Genomic DNA, 20,892 nt, shown 5'->3' with positions numbered 1-20,892 from the left:
GGAAAAGCCATGACTGAGCCTCTCGAATCAAAACAACAACAATTAGCCGTAATTGAAGCAAATGCAGACTACATCGGCGCTGTCGCTTATAAATATTATTGTGAGTTTCAAGAAAAAGGCACTTTAGTGATTTTACGACAGTTGGAGAACGAGGGAACTGATTTAGAGGAGTGGCAGTTAATGTATAAACCAATTAATTTGCTACCCTTGATGATTAGTGATTGGAAAGAGGCGGGTTTACAGGACATGATTGTGAAATACAATCCTGATATCTCGGTTGTTTGCACATTTTTATATCCCAATGGAACTCACACTAGCTATCTGTTTGAACCGAGTCAACCGCCGCCTACCTTACAAGAACAATTTCAGTCGTAATTAGTCAGCAAAGTTCTATGAAGCAGCAAACTCAATTAACTTCATCGGTGGTTACCCTACAAGTATCGCCAGCACAGGTAATGCGCGGTCAAGGAGCGATAAAACAAGCCGGAAGCGCGATCGCGCAGTTAGGAAAAACCCCATTAGTGATTGGAGGAGAGCACACTTTAAAACTAATTCAGCCTTGGTTAGAGCCCATTTTTGAACATTATCACCTGAAAGCCACCTCCGCGTCTTATTCCCCTGACTCTTGTGAGAGATCTCAGCAGGAATTACAAATGGTTGCCAGTGATCACCGAGCAGACTTAATTATTGGCATTGGCGGTGGCAAAGCCCTCGATATGGCAAAATTAGTGGCTTATAACGCTAATTTACCAATCGTGACAATTCCTACCTCAGCGGCAACTTGTGCGGCTTGGACGGCCTTATCAAACATTTATACGGAAGAGGGGGCGTTTCAATATGACGTTCCCCTTCCCTATCCTCCAAATTTACTGATTCTGGATTATGATTTAATTGCCAGTGCCCCAAAACGCACCCTAATTGCTGGAATTGGGGATGCCTTAGCTAAATGGTATGAAGCCTCGGTTAGTAGTGGCGATTCTACCGCTTCTTTAACCATTAGTGCTGTGCAACAGGCACGTATTTTAAGAGATATTCTCCTGCAAAAGTCAAAAACTGCTCTTGATCATCCCCAAGGAGAAGTATGGCAAGAAATTGTGGACGCAGTGGTGTTACTGCCTGGGGTGATTGGCGGTTTGGGAGGCGCAAATTGTCGCACTGTTGCCGCTCATGCCATTCATAATGGATTAACTCATCTGCCAGCAACCCATGATCTCTTACACGGAGAAAAAGTAGCTTATGGCATTTTAGTGCAACTGCGCCTAGAAGAGATGGTTCAGAATAATAAACTGGCTGCCTCGGCGCGACAACAGTTACTAGAATTTTATGCCGAAATTGGTTTACCAAAGAGCCTTGAGGATTTAGGATTAGAAAACGTGACCTTGGCGGAACTGCAAAAAGTAGCAACAATTGCCTGTGCCCCTGAGTCTGATATTCATCGTTTACCCTTTACGGTAGAATCAACAGAACTGGTAGCAGCCATGGTTTCTACGACGGTAGTTAGCAATGGGAAACCCGTTGCCTTAAGCCAAGACCATGAATGATGATGTGAACTAAAGTAATAGCGAATGGGATTTGATTTTACCCCTGCTGATCGAGTGAATACCCTTCCTCCTTACGTTTTTGCCCGTCTCGATGAATTGAAAGCAAAAGCCAGAGAACAAGGGTTAGATTTAATTGATTTGGGAATGGGAAACCCCGATGGGTATGCCCCACAACCTGTAATTGACGCAGCTACAGAAGCCTTGAAGGTAGGAGAAAATCATGGTTATCCGCCCTTTGAAGGGACAGGGAGTTTCCGAAGCGCGATCGCGCGCTGGTATCATCGTCGCTATGGGGTAAATCTCTCGCCAGATAGTGAAGCCCTCCCCCTAATTGGCTCCAAAGAAGGATTAACTCACTTAGCATTAGCCTATATTAATCCGGGGGATACAGTTTTAGTGCCATCGCCAGCTTATCCTGCTCATTTTCGGGGGCCACTCATTGCTGGGGCAAATTTGCACAAGATGGTTTTAACAGCAGAAAAAGACTGGTTAATTGATTTATCCCAAATTCCAGAATCAGTCGCCCAGCAGGCAAAAATCCTCTATTTTAATTATCCCAGTAATCCCACCACTGCGGTTGCCTCCAGAGAGTTTTTTGAAGAAATTGTTGCCTTTGCCCGTCATTATTCCATTTTGCTGGTGCATGACTTGTGTTATGCCGAGTTGGCATTTGATGGCTATCAACCCACAAGTTTGTTAGAGATTCCAGGGGCAAAAGAATTAAGTGTCGAGTTTCATACCCTGTCTAAAACGTACAGTATGGCAGGCTGGCGTGTGGGGTTTGTTGTGGGTAATAGTAAAATTATCCAAGGACTACGTACCCTAAAAACAAATCTAGATTATGGCATTTTTGCCGCAGTACAAGCAGCCGCAGAAACAGCTTTAGAGTTACCTGATAGCTATGTAGAACAAGCGCAACAACGCTATCAACAACGGCGGGACTTTTTAGTGGAAGGGTTAGAGAAATTAGGCTGGAATATTCCGAAGCCAAAAGCAACTATGTATTTATGGGTTCCTTGTCCAAAAGGAACAGGATCAACGGATTTTGCCTTAGATACCTTACAAAAAACAGGGGTTGTTGTTACCCCAGGGAATGCTTTTGGGGAAGCAGGGGAAGGCTATGTGAGAATTAGTTTAATTGCCGATCGCGATCGTTTGCAAGAGGTTTTAGATCGGTTTCAACAAGCGGGAATCCGCTATTAAGTGCGATCGCGCTTCCCAGAAAACAGTTCTCGAACCCGATAAGTGCGAACCAGCAACTCTTAAGGACAGAAATTGAGCCATTTCTCGATCATAGGAGTTTGCGCGATCGCGCTGATTAAAATTTCTCAACTTTCTACCTCATTATAAATTGGCACAATTACCGAACTTGTGGAGATACCTTTGCCTCAACACTACCGTTTTCTGAAATCGTAGGAAAGTCACGAAATCCCCCCAACCCTTTTCATTTCACTAAATTGAGCAAAGTGTCAGGAAGGAGGGATCATGAATTATAGTCGTTCCAATTCAGTTCCGTAGTGCAGCCATCTTGGCTGCTACTAGGGAGCAAGATGCTCCCACTACTTTTAGGTTGCTGTTTTTTATTTGGAACGACTATATTTGCTAGTTCCGATTAACGATCTAGCATAGCTTGTGAGTTTCCTTGAGGAAGTGTTGGTGCAACAAAACCAGGAGAATAAAATGGATTGAGACTAGCGCGGAAGGTGTTGCCACGCTCAGCAATTACAGGAGTAACTGCGTCTCTGGCTTTTAACGCCACTTCTACCGTTTTTACATCATAGGTTTGTGTAGCTAACTTAGGATAAAAACCAATGCCAATAATCGGTAGTAGTAAACAAGCAGTAATAAAGACTTCACGAGGGTTGGCATCTCCTAAGTATTTCTCAATAATAATGCCAGAGTTATCATTCCCATAAAAGACTTGACGTAACATAGAAAGCAGATAAATGGGAGTCAGAATTAATCCCACTGCGGCTAAAAACACCATACCCGTTTTGAAAACACCACTATAAGCATCACTAGTAGCAATTCCTAAGAAAACAGTTAACTCACTGACAAAGCCACTCATTCCAGGTAATGCTAAAGAAGCCATTGCCGCAATCGTAAAGAGGGCAAAAATTTTCGGCATTTCTTTTGCCATTCCGCCCATTTTCTCCATGACAAGGGTGTGAGTCCGTTCGTAAGTTGCCCCAGCAAGGAAGAACAGGGCAGCAGCAATTAAACCATGGGATAACATTTGTAAAACTGCTCCATTTAAGCCCAGTTCGGTATAGGAAGCAATGCCGAGTAAAACAAAGCCCATGTGAGAAATAGAAGAGTAGGCAAGACGACGTTTGAGGTTAGTCTGACTAAAGGCAGTAAATGCCCCATAAACGATATTGACAACTCCTAAAACTGCTAAAACGGGGGCAAAATAAACATGGGCATTGGGCAAAATTTCTACATTCATCCGAATTAACCCATAACCCCCCATCTTTAGTAAAACTCCTGCTAAAATCATCGAAATTGGTGCTGAGGCTTCACTGTGGGCATCGGGAAGCCAAGTATGTAGGGGAAAGATGGGAAGTTTGACACCAAAGGCAGTTAAAAAGCCCACATAAGCAAGGATTTCCACAGTAAAGGGCAAATTTTTCATGCCGATTTCTGTCATGTCAAAAGTACTATTATTGCCATAAAAGGCTAATCCTAAGCCAGCAAGGAGGATAAAAATAGAACCAGCAGCAGTATAGAGAATAAACTTAGTGGCGGCATAACCACGTTTTTTGCCACCCCAAATAGAAATTAAAAGATAAACAGGAACTAACTCTAGTTCCCACATTAAGAAGAATAATAATAAGTCTTGTGCAGCAAATACGCCGATTTGTGCGCTATAGAGAATAAGAATAAGAGTATAGAATAATCGTGGCTTCTGAGTAACGTTCCACGCGGCAACAATGGCAAGAGTAGTAATTAAGCCAGAAAGGACAATTAAGGGCATGGATAAGCCATCCACAGCTAAAGACCAGTTTAAGCCGAGTTCAGGTAACCAAGGATAACTTTCTTGTAGTTGGAATTGGCTGTTGTTAAGATTAAAGTTTTGTCTAAAGGCGTAAATTGTAATTAAAAGATTAATTAAACTAACGCTAAAGGCGTACCAGCGAAGGCTTTTTCCATTTTTATTAGGAAAAAAAGGAATCACGCTTGCACTAAGGAGAGGAAAGAGAATAATTACACTCAACCAAGGAATTTGAAACTCCATCATAGGATAGATAAGAATAAATACTTATGACAACGTTTTTTATTATATTAAGAGATGTTACGTTTTGAAAAGCTCTTAGAAACGAAAAGCTATAGAAAAATTTAATGGTTTGTTGTTCTTCCCTATGGTTCATACTTTGGTTAAGCTAGATTTATGAAACTTGCCCTTGATCAGTACGCCCATCTTGACTCCCCGATGCACCAATGGCATCAACCCTTAAAGTTGGTTGCCCTTGGGTCGTTAATTTTTGCCTTTGCATTTATAGAAAGTCTGCAACTATTGCCAATGATGGTGATAATTACGGGAGTGGTATTAGGGTTATCTCGTCTTCCCTTACGATTTGTTTTATCCCGTTTTCGCTATCCAGGACTTTTTATTGCGACGGTGATATTGGTTTTACCCCTAGTTTCTGGAGAAACAGTGATTTGGGAATTGGCAGGAATTGCAGTTCGACAAGAAGGATTATTGTCAGTGTTGCTGATTGTGACTCGTTTTGCCTGTATTTTAACGATTAGTTTAGTATTATTTGGTACTGCGCCTTTTTTAAGTAGTATTAGAGCTATGCGATCGCTGGGTTTACCTCCGATAATTGTTGATATGACGCTATTAGCGTATCGTTATCTTGAATCATTTGGCGAAACTTTAACTACCATGCAACGGGCTATGAAATTACGGGGGTTTAATGCTCATCAGTTCAACCGTCGTAATGCCAGACTTTTTGCCTCTTTAATTGGGAGTTTACTAGTGCGGAGTTATGAACAATCGCAACGAGTTTATCAGGCAATGATCTTACGGGGATATGGTTATGGATTATCTCAAGAACAAACAGGGTTAAGAGGGGCCTTACAAGCTGCCACCCCAGCGATGCAATTTTGGTTCTGGTTTACTTGCGCGATCGCGCTTAGTTTAGTTATTGCAGAAGTTATTAGTTAATGCTTATGAAAGAGTTGACAGAATTTCCCCAGGTTAAAACAGAATGTGCCCTCGCCCTTGAGGAATTACAATTTGCTTATCCCCAACAACCCTCAATTCTCGATTGTATTAACCTCACCATTCAACCAGGAGAAAGAGTGGGTTTAATTGGTCCCAATGGTGCTGGCAAAACAACTTTATTTCTTTCTATTTGTGGCATCCTCAAAGCTAATGCTGGCAATATCTTTGTGTTTGGGGAAGCGGTAAAGGCTGGAACTTTTAACCCCAATATTGGTTTAGTCTTTCAAAATCCTGAAGATCAACTATTTTGTCCTACAGTTTGGGAAGATGTTGCTTTTGGCCCCGAAAATCTCCAATTGTCCCCTTTGCAAGTAAAACACCAAGTACAAAAAGCTCTAGAGATTACTGAAACTTCTCATCTCGCTAATTGCGTTCCTCATCATCTTTCAGGGGGACAAAAGTGTATGGTTGCCATTGCTACAATTTTGGCTATGCAACCCCAGATTATTTTATATGACGAACCCAGTGCCAATCTTGATTTATATGCTCGTCGTCGTCTTATTGATTTTCTAAAGCAATCCCAACAAACCAGTATTATTTCTTCTCACGATTTAGAGTTAATTTTAGAAGTCTGCGATCGCGCTATTCTCCTTAACCAAGGTCAAATTATCGCCGATGGGTGTTGTCGCGAGGTAATGGGGAATCAAGCATTAATGGCAGAACATCGCTTAGAAAAACCCCATTCTCTCTTTCATCCTCATTAAATGTTATTCGTTATTAGTCATTGGTCATTGGTCATTAGTCATTGGTCATCAGTCATTAGTCATTGGTCATTGGTCATTGGTCATCAGTCATTAGTCATTAGTCATTGGTCATTGGTCATCAGTCATCAGTCATTAGTCATTGGTTTACAAACAACAAAGGACGAAGGACAAAGGACAAAGGACAAAGGACAAACAACAAAGGACAAGCATAAACTGCTATAAATATTTTTCTAAAAATACTTTTAATTTTTCCTTTGTCGTGTCAGGAACTTTATCTAAAGGCGTTAAAATGGCGTATTTTAGAGCCGAATGAGCTTCTGAAGTGGGGGGATTGGCGTTAATTTGTCGGACGGCTTCTTGAATCACTTTCTGGGCATTGACGGCGTTTTTCTTCAGGTATTCAATGACCATTTCCACACTGACGCTGTCGTGATCTTCATGCCAGCAGTCGTAGTCAGTGACAAGGGCAAGCGTTCCATAAGCAATTTCAGCTTCTCGCGCTAATTTGGCTTCTGGTAAATTGGTCATTCCCACAACGGTTGACCCCCAACTGCGATATAAATAAGACTCTGCTTTGGTAGAAAAAGCGGGTCCCTCCATACAAACATACGTGCCACCACGGTGAGGAGTCACTTCTTCTAAGTTCAGTTCTGAAATGGCGTTGTATAAAATATCCCCTAATTTCTCACACACTGGGTCAGCAAAGCCAATATGGGCAACAATGCCATCGCCAAAAAAGGTATTCACCCGATTTCGAGTGCGGTCAATAAATTGATCAGGAATTACCATATCCAAGGGTTTCACCTGTTCTTGCAAAGACCCCACCGCAGAGGCAGAAATAATATATTCTACCCCTAGTTGCTTCATGGCATGAATGTTTGCCCGAAAGGGTAACTCGGTGGGCATCAGGTGATGATTGCGACCATGACGGGCGAGAAAAGCCACTCTGGTTCCTTCTAATGTGCCAATAATAAAGGAGTCAGAAGGAGACCCAAACGGCGTTTCTAGGGTTACTTCTTCTACGTCTTGTAGGGCTTCCATTTGATATAGCCCGCTTCCACCAATTACACCAATTTTTGCTTGTGCCATGAGTTAACCTATCCAAGAGAATGAACAATGAAAGTTTAGCAAATAACAGATAATCACTGATGCGAAATCAAGATCAATTACGTTCCACTTTAGAACGTCTCGATAATGCCAGTTATAAAGCCTATAAAGATATTAAGGGCGTTTATGATTTTATTGACTTTCAGTTAATTATTGATTATGTACAAGGAGACCCCTTTGCTTCTCCTTCCCGATTAAGGGTGCAAATTCCTCAGTCTATTGCAGGGTTTCCAGAGTTTCTCTTTCAGTCGTTAAGCCGAGAAATTGCCCTACGAGATTATTTAACCCGACAGTTTATTAAAGTCGCTTCTAAAATTAGTCAGTCTCGGGGAACGGGAAAAAGTGGCTTAATTGCGACTACAGGCGTAGGACAAGAAGTTTTAGAACGCACTTCCGTTTTAGTGGATGAGGAAATGGTAGAAGTGCGATTCATTGCAGGCTTACCAGCAAAAGGACGGCGGATTTTAGGTCGTCAAGCTGCGGAGATGCTATGTGATGATATTCCTGAAATTATAGATCAAGCGCTAATTTATCAGTCTCTATCTCCTAAAGCTATTCGTCGCCATGTGGAAACAGTAGAAGATGCGGACTGGTTACGAGAACAGTTATCTCAACAAAAGTTAGTTGCGTTTGTTCCCAATGGGGCTATTTTACCCCGTCGCAGTGGGGTGGATGATCGCCCGTTAGCGGATAAAAATGTCGTGCCGTTTCAGTCTCCTGCGGAATTACAAGTGAGTTTTGATTGCCCTAATTGTGGGAAAGTAGAGGGAATGGGGATTCCTAAAGGCATTACGTTAATCGTTGGCGGTGGCTATCACGGTAAATCAACGCTACTACAAGCCCTAGAATTAGGCATCTATAATCATGTTCCTGATGATGGACGAGAGTTAGTGGTGACGAATCCTGATGCAGTGAAAATTCGCGCTGAAGATGGGCGCAATGTTGTGGGAGTGGATATTTCTCCGTTTATTAATCAGTTACCGCAAGGACGTTCTACCAGTGACTTTTCTAGCCCAAATGCTAGTGGCAGTACCTCACAAGCTGCGAATATTATTGAAGCATTAGAAGCTAAGGCAAAAGTGTTAATGGTGGATGAAGATACGGCAGCGACAAACTTTATGATTCGCGATCGCCGTATGCAACAATTAATCAGTAAAGATAAAGAACCCATTACTCCCTTTATTGATAAAATTCAACAACTGTATCAAGATTACGAAGTTTCGACGATCCTTGTAATGGGCGGTAGTGGGGATTATTTTGATATGGCAAATACGGTGATTGCTATGGAGAATTTTCGCCCTTATGAAGTCACCGCCAAAGCGAAAGAAATTGCTGAGGCAAATCGCACGGAAAGAACGATTGAAGGGGGAGAAAGTTTTGGTAAGATTACTCCTCGCATTCCCCTTGCTTCTAGTATTGATCCCAGTCGTGGGAAAAAAGATGTCAATGTGAAAGTGCGAGATGATGATGAGGTATCGTTTGGTAATGAAGATATTGATCTAGCAGCAGTGGAACAGTTGGTAGATAAAGGACAACTTCGCGCGATCGCGGCAGCCATTGTTTACGCCAAAAAACAGTATCTTGATGGGAAACGCACCCTTCCTGAAATTCTTGATCTAGTCTTTGCGGATATCGACGAGAAAGGATTAGATGTAATTACCCCTTCCCCACAACATGATTTAGCTTATTTCCGTCGCTTTGAACTAGCAGCAGCTCTTAATCGCTTGCGAACCTTATCCGTTAAAAGTTAAACATGATAGAATAAGTGATCCTTGCTTGTTGAGTGCAAGCCATTTTAGTCCATAAGGAGTTTGATTAATGTTGAATAATTACGAAACCATGTTCATTATCCGCCCTGATCTGAGTGAGGATCAGGTGACGCAGGAAGTGAAAAAATACGAAGAGTTTTTACAGCAACAGGGTGTCGAAGAAATTAGAACCCGTAATCATGGCAAAAAAAGACTTGCCTACATGATTGGGAAGCATCAAGATGGAATTTATGTGCAGCTAAATTATCGTGTGGATGGAAGCGCAATTAAGCCACTGCAACGACAAATGCGCCTCAGTGATAATGTGATCCGTTTTCTGACCTTAACTGTAGATCAACCCCCACAAGCTGCAGTTGAAACTACTCCCACCACAGTAGCCACTCCTGAACGCAAAACTGAACCTGTGGCAACTGAGGAAGCAGCAACGCCAGAAGAACCCACCGACGAATCCTCTGTTTCTGCTGTTCCAGAAGAAGAGTAGGCTAACTATTGAACAAAAGCGTTACACTCCCTAATCTGCGGCTCAGATTAGGGAACGTAGCATTTCTTAGCTTAAAGCAATCATAGTCGGCTTCCTAGGAAAAGATTTGCTTAAGTATGCTTTCTTGGTAATCGAAGATTTTGAGCCTCTTCTGCCTAAAGGCGAGAAGATTCCCTTGTAGGCTTTTATCTAGATTTAAATCTAATAGTTAAATCCCCCACAGATCGACGGGGCTTATAAAGGGCGGAACTGAATTCCGCCCACAGCCCCTTGCCGTTACAGGGCTGTTTAGTCATGGTCGCTCCCACCGCAGACACTTAAAATTGCTTGTGAGGGTTAAAAATTAGAGATTATAACGGCAACTTCTTGCCCAATCAGCTGCTTCTCTCATCATAGGAATCGAGAAGTGTTACACCAAGGCAATAGGCAACCTGACTCTCGAGCTTTATAGATACTTGGATAGGAGAGAATCGAAAATTCTTTTTATAACTATCTAACTGCTTTTGCCAGTATGCATTAGGAGATAAATTGCTTGTGAGGGTTAAAAATTAGAGATAAAATTTTAATGGAGATCACAGCTAATAATTCAGCATTTTAGGTTTATCAATTACCATGAGTTTATCAGTTTCCCAAAAGTTCTCCTTAATTTCTTAGATTAATGCTTAATTGTTTCTTAAATTTATTACAAGATCTTTTTTGTCAAATAGCCATGCGTCAGTGTGTAAAATTTAGCAGAACCTGAACCCAACTAACATACAGAACAAGAGGATAAGACCTGTGCTTTATATCGCAGAAGTAAAAAAGCAGTCGAAACCGTTTATGGGGGGAACGAAAACCACCGTTCTTCAATTATTGGCTTGTCAGCAAAATGATAATCGTTGGACTACCATTCCTGGAGATGACACAGTAACGACAGATGATGTGACCGAGGATTTAGGTGAGGGGGCTTTGGTTGCCATTAATGTAGGAGCTAATCGTCAAGTTCAGGGGAAAGTAGAATTAGCGGGGGAAAAAGTTGCTAAGTGGTTGCAATCTTTTTCTCGTCAAGTAGAAAAAAACAAGAGTCAACAAGAAGAAATTGAGCAATGGAAACAATCTCTTAGTTACCAGGCCAATGAACTCAATCGTCGTCAAGAAGAGTTAGAACAAAGTGAGGAGCAATTAGCAGAAAAAGAGGAACAATTAAGTCAATTAGAACAAGAACGGGAAGAAATTGAAAAATTACGAGAACAATGGGAGCGCGATCGCGCTGAATTAGAGGGGGCTTGGGAACAGTTACGAGGCGAACAGCAACGGTTAGAAAACCTGGAAGAGGAGTTAAAGGGTAAGCAGGGGTTAACGCCAGAACAAGCGCAATCCTTACAGGATTTAGTAGAACAACTTGAGGGAGTGCAACCTCCTGCAGAAGCCATTCAGGGTGCTCAAGAATCCGTCAATCAATCCTTAAAAGCGATTCAGGGACAATGGCAAAACCTTGATCAGCAACGACAAGAGGCTGAAACTAAAGAAAAGGAAGCGCAACAAGCTAGTGACAACTTAAAAAATTTCCGTCAAGAATTACAAGAAAAGGAAAGAAAACTACTCGAAAATCAACGTAACTTAGCTACGGTTCAAAGCCAAATTGATACTAAACAACAAATTGTTACTTATATTGGAACTCAATTACAAAAGCAATGTGAAGCCAGAGATGTGTTATCTCGGTTGGTGATTAATTCACCACAATTAAAAATCCAGCAGGAAGTAGATACGCAATCTTTAGAACAGATGCCCATCGAAGAACTAGAGCAAGAACTAGAGACGATGAAAAAATCCTTTGAAGATGCGGTATCTTTTGTTAAAGATCAAGAAGAAGAATTAGATTATCAACTGCAAAGTGTTCGGGAATTAGAAGACCAATTAAGTAAAGCAGGTAGTGCAGAAGAAGAAAATATAAAAAATGAATTAGCCGAAGAACAAGATCGCTTTCGTTTTCTTGAGAAAACTATTGTGGGTCAGCGTCGGAACTTAATGGCAAGGGAAGATATTTTAGAGCAATACAAGGAAATTTTAAAACGTCGTCAAGGAAATTCAGAGATAGAAGAGACAGCCTCAAAAGTTGATTTGAGTCCGATTTTTAATAAAATTGATAGCCAACGTGATTACAGTGAAGATGAGTTTCATCAAGTCAATGATGAAATTGAACAATTACAGTCTCAACTCGAAGAAATTGAAGAACAAGTTAAACAGCAAAGAGAAGACTATGAGGCAAGTTGTGAAAAACTTAAGGAACTAGAAAATAACTGGCAAGCCATTCAAAAAGAAGCTAATGAGTTATTAACTCGAGTTACTGTTAATGGGGAGATTCTTCAAAAACGTGAAGAAGAACTCCAAGAAATCAAAAAATATCTTGATCAAGTAAGCGCAACCAATAATTATGCCAGTGATAACGGCAGCAAAGATCCTTTATTAAAGGTCAAAGAACTATTAGCTAATTTATCTTGATGATTGTAAGTAGATAATATTTGCTTTTACTTGGGCATAACAATTGTTAGGAAAAGAAGAGGTACGGCTGCCATTGGGAGCGTGAATGAGAGCAGTTAGTTCTTCTATTTGGTTAAAAGTAGGAGCAATCGTAAAATTGTGATGCCAAAATAAGCGCATAACTCTTCTTTGCAGAGCGAGAGGCGAATTTTTTAGGGGCTGACGCAAGAGAGAGTGACTTGCTTGCTCAGAGGAGGCTTTTTGAAAAAGATCACTAGCCAGTTGTTGTAAATACTCAGTTTCAGAGCGCAAAACTTCACTAGTTTGGGCAAGGGCAAGTTCTACCTGTGGATTAAAATGGGCTTTAAGTTCAGGCAAAATTTGCTTTCTCAGGCGATTTCTAGCGTAAGCCAGATTATTGTTAGCTGGATCTTCCCAAATTGGGAGCTTAAATTGATCGCAAATTGCTTGGGTTTCTGAGCGAAAAAAGTTTAGCAGGGGACGAACTAAGGTTAAATGAGGCGTAAGAGATCTTTGCCAAGTCAGGGCTTGTAACCCATCACTGCCACTGCCTCGAATGAGATTATATAACAGTGTTTCAGCGCGATCGCTGCCAGTATGCCCCGTTACTAAATAGTCATACCCTTGTTCTAGGCAACATTGAGTAAGAACTTCATATCGCCACTTTCTGGCTGCGGCTTCAGTTTCGACAATCGGCTCTTTAGCCCGCAGTAAAAAAAATGGGAGACCAAAGGTTTCTACAACTTTTTGCACATGGGTAGCCATTCCCTCATCTTCAGTCCAGCGATGATCGCAATGAGCAACGGCTAACTCCCATTGCCATTTAGGTTGTAAATCCGAGAATAACTTTAACACAGACAAAGAATCTTGTCCCCCAGATACTGCCAAAATAATTCTTGACCTTTCCGGAAGTAGTCTTCGTTGGCGGAGAGTTTTGTGAATTCTGGCGTGAAAATCACTCCAACTCATTCTGTTAAACCATGTTGAAGGGCAAATCGGACTAATTCTGTGCGACTGTTTGTTCCTGTTTTGCTAAAAAGACGACTCACATATTTTTCAACATTTCTGACACTCGTATCCAAGCGACGAGCAATTTCCTTATTCATTAAACCTTCGGCAACAAGATTAAGAATGCTTTGTTCACGGGGGGTTAAATCAATTTTTATGGGACTGGGAGTAGTTTTACTTTGTCCTTGTTGTCCAAGTAAGGTTTTAATTTCTGCAATTTGTTGGGAAATCGCACTCAACTCCGAATGATCTTCACTATCGCCTTCATGAGAAGTTTCTCGTCTTGAAAGTAAATTTTTAACAATTGCAACCAATTCATCAGGATCAAACGGCTTAGAAAGATAAGCATCACATCCTGTTTCATACCCCTTAATGCGATCAGCAGTCATTCCTTTTGCTGTTAAGAAAATAACTGGTAAGCTCTTAAAGCGAGGATCACTTCGTAACTGTTCTAAAAATTGATAGCCGTTCACCTCTGGCATCATAATATCTGTAATTACTAGCATTGGAGTTTCCTGCTGCATTAACTCCCATCCTTGTTGGGCATTACTTGCCACTTCCACAATAAATCCTTCGTCTTCTAAATAGGCTTCTACAGCTTCTCGCAAGCCCGGTTCATCATCAACTAACAGTAATTTTGGTGGTTCTTGCTCTGTCATCTTTGCTTTTAGTATCTTCATTTATTAACCTAATTACTTTTAATTTTAGCAAAATAAGCGAGAATCCTACGACTACAGCCGTTAGGCTTAGTCGCGCTTATGAATCGCCATCAATCGACCGGAGCAAAGCGTGAGGAGGTTCAACACCCCTGAGATTGATAACTTCCTTATCTGTTCTCTTATTACTTCCTACGTGGCTTCTACCCTTGTGTTTACAGAAAGAAAGAAGTTGCTGATGTTCTTCCTCAGTACATCTTATGGTTATTTATTTCATTAATTAATGTCAATGTGAAAGTTATATGTTATATTAAAGGTAACACGGGTTAATTGATTAAAGTAATGCGAGTTTCCTGTCAATATCGCCTAAAACCTAATAAAGAACAAATAGCCAAGATTGAGAAATGGCTAGAACTATTAAGGTGTCAATACAACTACCTTTTAGGTCAAAGATTTAATTGGTGGGAAACCCATCGTACTGCGATCAATTCTTGTCCTTTAATCTGTCATCTCCCAGAATTATCTGACCGTCCCACTTATTTTTCGCAAAAACAAAGGCTAACTCAACTGAAAAAGGATAGACCTTGGTATAAAGAGGTTCAGTCACAAGTCCTTCAAGACTGTGTTAAAAGAGTTGACTTAGCTTTCCAACGTTGGCTTAAAGGGGATAAAAATGGGAAGAAATCAGGCAAACCAAGATTTAAGGGAAAAGGGCGTTATCGGACTATACTCTTTCCACAGGTAAAACTTGATTGTGTCGAAGATAATCACATTACTTTACCTAAGTTTGGGGCTATTCAGTTCACTAAACACCGCCCAATTCCTGATGGCTTTAAGATTAAAACGGCTCAAATAACTAGGAAAGCTGATGGCTATTACTTGACACTTTCTCTCGAAGATCCTTCAGTTCCAGAAACCACCATAGATATTATCCCTACTTCAGAAAATACGTTGGGAATTGATCTGGGATTAAAAGATTTCTTGGTGACTTCTGAAGGCGAGAAAGTAGAAATTCCTCAGTTTTATCGAAAAGGACAAGATAGACTCAAAAAGCTACAGCAGAAGGTTTCTCGTCGTCAGAAAGGAAGTAAACGCTATCAAAAAGCAGTCAAGCAACTAGGAAAACACCATCAGAAGGTTGCTAGACAGAGAAAAGATTTTCACTTTAACACCATTAAATCAATTCTCAGTAAGGGAGATGTAATTGCTCATGAGAAACTCAACATTAAGGGACTTGCCAGAACCAAACTAGCCAAATCCATCTATGATGCTGGTTGGGGAACATTTCTAAGCAGGTTAGCTGTCAAAGCCGAGAATGCTGGACAGTTAATAGTAGAAGTTAACCCCAAAAACACATCACAGAATTGCTCAGGTTGTGGCAGGAAAGTTCCGAAGAAGCTATCAGAAAGAATCCATAATTGTCCTCATTGTGGTCTTTCTATAGATCGAGATCAAAACGCAGCGATCAACATAAAGAATTTGGCGGTAGGGATGAACGTCAGTAGTAAAGCTCAGTCACGAACCGAAGCGAAAGCTGGTGCTGCTGAGAAGCCAAGGGGCTGTCGTCTGGGGTCTCCCCAGACGTTTATACGCCCCGTCCACTCACATCGCGTAGCGATTGAGTGTGGGTAATTCACAAGATATTGTTCCTCTTAATGAGTGCTTGGCTAGACAAAGGAGAGATGGCATTAAGATAGGGAGAGAGGTTTCACATTATCTTAAACTATGACAATGAACCGACGGGAACTATTAAAATTACTTGGAATAACTGGCGTTGGGGGAATTATCGCCACTCAATTATCAGACTTTAGTCTAGCTAATGCCGAAAGAAATTCTAACCCCCTACCCACTCCAGACATCGACCTTCCGAAAACAGAACCCCGTCTGCGTTTTGTCTCCCTTGCTGATACAGGAACCGGAAACCAAGGGCAATATGCCGTCGCCAAAGCAATGACGGAATTTTATCGCCACTCCCCTTATCCACTTGCCCTTTTAGCAGGAGATAACATCTATAACAAAGGTGATATTAACAAAATTGAGCCAGTTTTTGAACGTCCCTATAAACCCCTTCTCCAACATGGGGTTAATTTTTATGCCTGTTTAGGCAATCATGATGTTCGTACCAAAAAAGGTACACCGCAAGTGGAATATCCTCACTTTAATATGGGGGGAAGGTACTATACGTTTACCCGTTCGATTGTGCAATTTTTTGCCCTTGATACGACTCGTCATGTGGACTGGAAACAACAGTTAGAATGGCTAGACCGAGAATTAAGAAATTCTAATGCTCCTTGGAAAATTGTCTTTGGGCATCATAACCTATATTCATCGGGAGTTTATGGCTTGAATCAATCCTTAATTTCTAAACTGACTCCTTTATTTAAACGCTATAGTGTACAGCTTTATATTAATGGACATGAACACCATTATGAACGCACTAAGCCTATTAATGGAACTACTTATTTAACTTGTGGGGCAGGGGCAAAATTACGTCCTGTACATCCTTCAGATTGGACAGAATATGCCACAAGTCAACTTAGCTTTGCCAGTTATGACGTTTATGCCGATGAAATTGCTATTCGCGGAATTAATAAAGACGGAAAAATTATTGATCGCGCTTTAATTTCTCGAACCACTTAAGTGAACCATGCTATCTCAATCTCATCAAAAATCCTTAATCGCCTTACTACTAAGTTTTCTCGCCACCCTATTAACGGCTTGTGACCCGACGATGCTCGAAGGAACAGCCCTAGAAACCCCACAAGTCGTGCAATCAGTATTAAGTGACCCCAAAACCTTTAATGCTATTCTCTCCCAAGAATCTCCCAATGTTTTTGGTTTAACCTATGAAGGATTAGTGGATGAAAATCCAATTACAGGGGAAATTGAACCAGAATTAGCTGAATCTTGGGAAATTTCTGATAACCAGCAAGAAATTACGTTTACTCTTCGTGAAGGATTGAAATGGTCTGATGGTGAACCGTTAACTGCTGATGATGTGGTCTTTACCTATAATGATTTAATTCTCAATCCTGACATTCCTAATAATATCCGCGATAGCTTGAGAATTGGAGAAACAGGAGAATTTCCTACTATTGAAAAAATAGATGACTTACAGGTGAAATTTACCGTTCCTGAACCCTTTGCGCCTCTCCTACAAGCAGCAGGAAACGCTCCCATTATGCCCAAACACGCTTTAGAAGCCTCCGTGGAAGAAACTGACTCCGAGGGAACACCTGCTTTTCTAAGTAAATGGGGAGTGGATGCCCCTCCTGAAGAAATTATTGTTAATGGACGTTATAAACTAGCCAATTATGCTACCAGTGAACGAGTCACCTTTCAGAAAAATCCTTACTACTGGAAAACCGACGAAGACGGAAACCAACTCCCCTATATTGATCGCGTCATTTGGCAAATTGTGGAAAACCAAGACACAGCGTTAATGCAATTTCGATCCCGTAATCTGGATTCAATTAGTGTTAGCCCTGAATATTTTTCTTTACTCAAACGAGAAGAAGAAGAAAGAAACTTTACTATTCATAATGGCGGTCCTCAATATGGAACGACCTTCATTGGTTTTAACTTAAACACCGGAAGTCGTAATGGTGAACCGTTAGTTGAACCCTACAAATCCCGTTGGTTTAATAACCTGAACTTCAGAAAAGCGATCGCGCACGGTATTAATCGCCAACAAATGATTAATAATATTCATCGTGGCTTAGGAAAACCGCAAAACTCCCCGATTTCAGTGCAATCCCCTTTTTATAATGAAAATGTCAGTAGCTATGAGTATGATTTAGACAAAGCAGAAGAACTCTTATTCAGTGAGGGATTTGAATATAACGATAACGGAAATTTAGTGGATGAAGAGGGAAACCGCGTTCGTTTCACCCTCATTACTAATGCTGGTAATCAAACCCGAGAAGCCATGGCAGCGCAAATTAGCCAAGACTTAGATAAATTAGGAATTACCGTTGATTTAAACCCGATGCAGTTTAATGTTTTAGTAGATCGACTTTCTAATTCTCTCGACTGGGAATGTCATCTTTTAGGGTTTACAGGTGGAAATGAGCCCCATTTTGGGATTAGTTTATGGCGTGTCGATGGTAATTTACATACCTTTAATCAAGCCCCTCGCAGTGAGGAAGACTCTTTAGAAGGACGTGAAATTCGAGATTGGGAAGAAGAAATTGAGCGACTTTATATCGAAGCAGGAAGAGAATTAGATGAAGAAAGACGAAAAGAACTTTATGGAGAAGCCCAAGAAATTGTTCAAGATAAATTACCCTACATTTATTTAGTGAATCCCCTATCTTTAGCGGCGGTGCGCGATCATATTGAAGGCGTAGAATATTCCGCGTTAGGGGGCGCATTTTGGAATATTGAAGAACTACAATTATCGGCAGAATAATAATGAGAGATGAAGAGGGATTAAAAAATATCCTTGACGCAGTTGCTGAGGGCAACCTATCAGTAGAAGCGGCGCAACAAAAAGTACAAAATCTTGCCTTTGAATCAGTTGATGATTTTGCCAAAATTGACCACCACCGCACCCTAAGAACAGGGTTTCCCGAAGTAATTTGGGGCCCAGGAAAAACCCCGAAACAGATTGTGCAAATTATGTTAAAAATGCAGGAATCTTTTCAACGGGATAACCAGATTCGCCCAATTATAGCAACTCGCATTGATCCTGCTGTATTTGATCAACTCAAAAAGCAGATTCCAGAGTTAGAATATTATTCTGTTCCCAAAATTTGTCTCTTAAAAACGGGTTCTCTTCCTCAAAAAAAAGGTAAAATAGGGATTATTAGTGCAGGGACAGCTGACATTCCTGTTGCTGAAGAAGCTGCTCTCACTGCCGAACTCTGTGGATTTAGTGTCGAACGTCTTTGGGATGTGGGAGTGGCAGGAATTCACCGTTTATTTAGCCATCGAGAACTTTTAAGCCAACTTCAGGTTCTGATTGTTGTGGCTGGTATGGAAGGGGCACTCCCAAGTGTGGTTGCTGGTATGGTGGATTCTCCTGTTATTGCTGTTCCCACCAGTATTGGTTATGGGGCAAGTTTTGAAGGTGTTGCGCCTTTATTAACAATGCTTAATTCTTGTGCCCCCGGAATTGGGGTTGTTAATATAGACAACGGATTTGGGGCTGCTATTCTTGCGGGACAAATTTTGCGAACTGCAGGGAAAATTCATTCTGAATCCGAGGAAAATGGTTATTAATTAGGAACAAGAAAAAAATAAATCTCAAGAATAGTTTATATTATTATGCCTTTGCCCAATGATTTTAAAAGCTCTACCCCCAATCAACGGCTAGAAGTTTACCCCAATTTTTCTCAGTTTTCCCAACTTGCCACCCAAGGTAACTTTATTCCCGTTTATCAAGAATGGACAGCAGATCTAGAAACGCCTGTTTCAGCGTGGTTTAAGGTATGTGCCGGGCAACCTTATAGTTTCTTATTAGAGTCAGTAGAAGGGGGCGAAAAGCTGGGGCGTTATAGCTTTTTGGGCTGTGATCCGATGTGGGTATTAGAAAATCGGGGGAATATAACCACACAGGTCGATCGCGCGGGTAATACTAACACTTATCACGGTGATCCTTTTGTTGCCTTAAAAAACTGTTTAGCCTCCATTCATCCCGTTACCATTGCTGATCTTCCTCCTGGGATTGGCGGCTTATTTGGAATGTGGGGGTATGAGTTGATTCAGTGGATGGAACCGCGTGTTCCCATTCATTCTCGCCAAGATGAGGATTTACCGGATGGGGTGTGGATGCAGGTGGATCAGTTATTAGTGTTTGACCAAGTGAAACGGAAAATTTGGGGGATTGCTTATGCAGATTTAAGAGAGGAAACAGACTTAAAAAAGGCTTATAATCAAGCGCGCGATCGCGTAGAAACCTTACTACAAAAATTACAATCTCCTCTCCCTCAAATGGCAAAAGAAGTCTCTCTCTCTACTTCTCCGCCTTCGGAAACCTATTCCTATCAAAGCACCACGACAGAAGCTGATTTTTGTCAAAGTGTGGAAAAAGCCAAAGACTACATTCATGCTGGAGATATCTTTCAAGTGGTTCTCTCTCAACGTCTCAATACCAGTTATACGGGACATCCATTTAATCTGTATCGGGCGCTAAGAATGGTGAATCCCTCTCCCTATATGGCGTATTACCAGTTTGGGGATTGGCAACTAATTGGCTCTTCCCCTGAAGTCATGGTAAAAGTAGAATTAAGCCCTGATAACAAGGGAATGCGTGGCACGTTACGCCCCATTGCTGGAACACGCAAACGGGGAACAACCATCGCTGAAGATACCGCCCTTGCTGAAGAATTACTCCAAGATGAAAAGGAACGCGCTGAACATATTATGTTAGTGGATTTAGGGCGCAATGACTTAGGGCGAGTTTGTCGGAAAGGAACGGTAACGGTTGATGAATTAATGACTATTGAGCGATATTCTCACGTGATGCACATTGTCAGTAATGTTATTGGCGACATTTCCGCAGATAAAACCGCTTGGGAAGTGTTAAAAGCGACTTTCCCTGCTGGAACTGTGAGTGGTGCGCCGAAAATTCGTGCGATGGAGATTATTGCTGAATTAGAACCCCATCGCCGTGGTCCCTATTCTGGGGTTTATGGCTATTATGACTTTGAAGGACAACTTAACAGCGCGATCGCGATTCGCACCATGATCGTCCGTCCACAAGGGGAAAATCAGCATACTGTCTCAGTACAAGCAGGGGCTGGTGTTGTTGCGGATTCCATTCCTCAAAAAGAATATGAAGAAACACTTAATAAAGCAAAAGGATTATTAGAAGCAATTCGCTCCCTTCATTAAATTTAGTAAATAATTGATAATTATTAATAAATCAGGGATAATAGGAAAGGATAAGATATGTTTGATAATAATTTTTT

Annotated in this window: 18 protein-coding genes; 14 read left to right on the top strand and 4 right to left on the bottom strand. The window is 41.2% G+C overall.

Annotated elements, in window-relative coordinates; genetic code table 11:
- Window positions 1–9 precede the first annotated feature (9 nt).
- Genes FRE64_RS04315 through FRE64_RS04305 form a run of 3 tightly spaced genes read left to right on the top strand, consistent with a single transcriptional unit; the run spans window position 10 to window position 2,744 of the window.
- A complete protein-coding gene (locus FRE64_RS04315) occupies window positions 10–375 on the top strand; it encodes a hypothetical protein (RefSeq protein ID WP_146294828.1) in 366 nt (121 codons plus the stop codon).
- A 17-nt stretch (window positions 376–392) separates the two neighbouring features.
- The gene (locus tag FRE64_RS04310) at window positions 393–1,541 is read left to right on the top strand and encodes an iron-containing alcohol dehydrogenase family protein (RefSeq protein WP_146294827.1); all 1,149 of its coding nucleotides are present in this window, start codon (window positions 393–395) and stop codon (window positions 1,539–1,541) included.
- A gap of 24 nt (window positions 1,542–1,565) precedes the next feature.
- Window positions 1,566–2,744: an aspartate aminotransferase gene (locus FRE64_RS04305; protein ID WP_146294826.1), complete on the top strand. Its 1,179-nt coding sequence runs from the start codon at window positions 1,566–1,568 to the stop codon at window positions 2,742–2,744.
- 409 nt (window positions 2,745–3,153) lie between these two features.
- Here the strand turns inward: FRE64_RS04305 and FRE64_RS04300 are convergent, their stop codons facing one another.
- The gene (locus FRE64_RS04300) at window positions 3,154–4,782 is read right to left on the bottom strand and encodes an NAD(P)H-quinone oxidoreductase subunit 4 (protein ID WP_146294825.1); all 1,629 of its coding nucleotides are present in this window, start codon (window positions 4,780–4,782) and stop codon (window positions 3,154–3,156) included.
- 150 nt (window positions 4,783–4,932) lie between these two features.
- Between FRE64_RS04300 and cbiQ the strand changes: the two genes are divergently transcribed.
- From cbiQ to FRE64_RS04285, 3 genes are read left to right on the top strand one after another with little or no spacing between them, the layout of a single operon-like run.
- Window positions 4,933–5,712 carry a cobalt ECF transporter T component CbiQ gene (gene cbiQ / locus FRE64_RS04295; protein ID WP_146294824.1) on the top strand — a complete coding sequence of 260 codons (780 nt, stop codon included), beginning with the start codon at window positions 4,933–4,935 and terminating at the stop codon, window positions 5,710–5,712.
- Window positions 5,713–5,717: 5 nt separating this feature from the next.
- A complete protein-coding gene (locus FRE64_RS04290) occupies window positions 5,718–6,476 on the top strand; it encodes an energy-coupling factor ABC transporter ATP-binding protein (RefSeq protein WP_146294823.1) in 759 nt (252 codons plus the stop codon).
- Window positions 6,477–6,698, top strand: coding sequence for a hypothetical protein (locus FRE64_RS04285; protein WP_146294822.1), 222 nt, complete (start codon window positions 6,477–6,479; stop codon window positions 6,696–6,698).
- On the opposite strand, the gene FRE64_RS04280 is transcribed toward FRE64_RS04285, so the two are convergent.
- Window positions 6,693–7,565 (bottom strand): S-methyl-5'-thioadenosine phosphorylase, encoded by an 873-nt coding sequence (locus tag FRE64_RS04280; protein ID WP_146294821.1) that lies wholly within the window; start codon window positions 7,563–7,565, stop codon window positions 6,693–6,695. The genes FRE64_RS04285 and FRE64_RS04280 overlap by 6 nt on opposite strands.
- Before the next feature lie 59 nt (window positions 7,566–7,624).
- On the opposite strand from FRE64_RS04280, the gene FRE64_RS04275 reads away from it, so the two are divergent.
- From FRE64_RS04275 to hmpF, 3 genes are all read left to right on the top strand, one after another.
- Window positions 7,625–9,334: an ABC-ATPase domain-containing protein gene (locus FRE64_RS04275; RefSeq protein ID WP_146294820.1), complete on the top strand. Its 1,710-nt coding sequence runs from the start codon at window positions 7,625–7,627 to the stop codon at window positions 9,332–9,334.
- Window positions 9,335–9,401: 67 nt separating this feature from the next.
- The gene (gene rpsF, locus FRE64_RS04270; RefSeq protein ID WP_146294819.1) at window positions 9,402–9,833 is read left to right on the top strand and encodes a 30S ribosomal protein S6; all 432 of its coding nucleotides are present in this window, start codon (window positions 9,402–9,404) and stop codon (window positions 9,831–9,833) included.
- Window positions 9,834–10,610: 777 nt separating this feature from the next.
- The gene (gene hmpF, locus FRE64_RS04265) at window positions 10,611–12,314 is read left to right on the top strand and encodes a pilus motility taxis protein HmpF (RefSeq protein ID WP_146294818.1); all 1,704 of its coding nucleotides are present in this window, start codon (window positions 10,611–10,613) and stop codon (window positions 12,312–12,314) included.
- Here the strand turns inward: hmpF and tilS are convergent.
- Both tilS and FRE64_RS04255 read right to left on the bottom strand, forming a co-directional pair.
- The gene (gene tilS / locus FRE64_RS04260; protein WP_315862641.1) at window positions 12,306–13,202 is read right to left on the bottom strand and encodes a tRNA lysidine(34) synthetase TilS; all 897 of its coding nucleotides are present in this window, start codon (window positions 13,200–13,202) and stop codon (window positions 12,306–12,308) included. The genes hmpF and tilS overlap by 9 nt on opposite strands.
- 77 nt (window positions 13,203–13,279) lie before the next feature.
- Window positions 13,280–13,981 (bottom strand): response regulator transcription factor, encoded by a 702-nt coding sequence (locus tag FRE64_RS04255; protein WP_146294816.1) that lies wholly within the window; start codon window positions 13,979–13,981, stop codon window positions 13,280–13,282.
- 339 nt (window positions 13,982–14,320) lie between these two features.
- Between FRE64_RS04255 and FRE64_RS04250 the strand changes: the two genes are divergently transcribed.
- The 5 genes from FRE64_RS04250 to trpE all read left to right on the top strand — a co-directional run bounded on the left by FRE64_RS04250 (window position 14,321) and on the right by trpE (window position 20,815).
- On the top strand, window positions 14,321–15,610 hold the full coding sequence (locus FRE64_RS04250) for an RNA-guided endonuclease InsQ/TnpB family protein (protein WP_246140395.1): 1,290 nt from the start codon (window positions 14,321–14,323) through the stop codon (window positions 15,608–15,610).
- 99 nt (window positions 15,611–15,709) lie between these two features.
- The gene (locus FRE64_RS04245) at window positions 15,710–16,618 is read left to right on the top strand and encodes a metallophosphoesterase (protein ID WP_146294815.1); all 909 of its coding nucleotides are present in this window, start codon (window positions 15,710–15,712) and stop codon (window positions 16,616–16,618) included.
- Window positions 16,619–16,625: 7 nt separating this feature from the next.
- Entirely contained in the window at window positions 16,626–18,389 is a 1,764-nt protein-coding gene (locus tag FRE64_RS04240; RefSeq protein ID WP_146294814.1) for an ABC transporter substrate-binding protein, read from the top strand.
- 2 nt (window positions 18,390–18,391) lie between these two features.
- Window positions 18,392–19,201: a nickel pincer cofactor biosynthesis protein LarB gene (larB, locus tag FRE64_RS04235; RefSeq protein ID WP_146294813.1), complete on the top strand. Its 810-nt coding sequence runs from the start codon at window positions 18,392–18,394 to the stop codon at window positions 19,199–19,201.
- Window positions 19,202–19,246: 45 nt separating this feature from the next.
- Entirely contained in the window at window positions 19,247–20,815 is a 1,569-nt protein-coding gene (gene trpE, locus FRE64_RS04230; protein ID WP_146294812.1) for an anthranilate synthase component I, read from the top strand.
- The last annotated feature ends 77 nt before the right edge of the window (window positions 20,816–20,892 follow it).

Origin of the sequence: Euhalothece natronophila Z-M001 (assembly GCF_007904085.1) — a bacterium.
GTDB lineage: Bacteria > Cyanobacteriota > Cyanobacteriia > Cyanobacteriales > Rubidibacteraceae > Halothece > Halothece natronophila.
Note: the sequence above shows the minus strand (reverse complement) of the source record. Positions and strands in the feature narration are given on the sequence as shown.

Bases quoted from the DNA above. Each gene is read 5' to 3' on its own strand.
- FRE64_RS04315 (WP_146294828.1), top strand. From the start codon at position 10: ATGACTGAGCCTCTCGAATCAAAACAACAACAATTAGCCGTAATTGAA.
- FRE64_RS04310 (WP_146294827.1), top strand. From the start codon at position 393: ATGAAGCAGCAAACTCAATTAACTTCATCGGTGGTTACCCTACAAGTA.
- FRE64_RS04305 (WP_146294826.1), top strand. From the start codon at position 1,566: ATGGGATTTGATTTTACCCCTGCTGATCGAGTGAATACCCTTCCTCCT.
- FRE64_RS04300 (WP_146294825.1), bottom strand. From the start codon at position 4,782: ATGATGGAGTTTCAAATTCCTTGGTTGAGTGTAATTATTCTCTTTCCT.
- cbiQ (WP_146294824.1), top strand. From the start codon at position 4,933: ATGAAACTTGCCCTTGATCAGTACGCCCATCTTGACTCCCCGATGCAC.
- FRE64_RS04290 (WP_146294823.1), top strand. From the start codon at position 5,718: ATGAAAGAGTTGACAGAATTTCCCCAGGTTAAAACAGAATGTGCCCTC.
- FRE64_RS04285 (WP_146294822.1), top strand. From the start codon at position 6,477: ATGTTATTCGTTATTAGTCATTGGTCATTGGTCATTAGTCATTGGTCA.
- FRE64_RS04280 (WP_146294821.1), bottom strand. From the start codon at position 7,565: ATGGCACAAGCAAAAATTGGTGTAATTGGTGGAAGCGGGCTATATCAA.
- FRE64_RS04275 (WP_146294820.1), top strand. From the start codon at position 7,625: ATGCGAAATCAAGATCAATTACGTTCCACTTTAGAACGTCTCGATAAT.
- rpsF (WP_146294819.1), top strand. From the start codon at position 9,402: ATGTTGAATAATTACGAAACCATGTTCATTATCCGCCCTGATCTGAGT.
- FRE64_RS04255 (WP_146294816.1), bottom strand. From the start codon at position 13,981: ATGACAGAGCAAGAACCACCAAAATTACTGTTAGTTGATGATGAACCG.
- FRE64_RS04250 (WP_246140395.1), top strand. From the start codon at position 14,321: ATGCGAGTTTCCTGTCAATATCGCCTAAAACCTAATAAAGAACAAATA.
- FRE64_RS04245 (WP_146294815.1), top strand. From the start codon at position 15,710: ATGAACCGACGGGAACTATTAAAATTACTTGGAATAACTGGCGTTGGG.
- FRE64_RS04240 (WP_146294814.1), top strand. From the start codon at position 16,626: ATGCTATCTCAATCTCATCAAAAATCCTTAATCGCCTTACTACTAAGT.
- larB (WP_146294813.1), top strand. From the start codon at position 18,392: ATGAGAGATGAAGAGGGATTAAAAAATATCCTTGACGCAGTTGCTGAG.
- trpE (WP_146294812.1), top strand. From the start codon at position 19,247: ATGCCTTTGCCCAATGATTTTAAAAGCTCTACCCCCAATCAACGGCTA.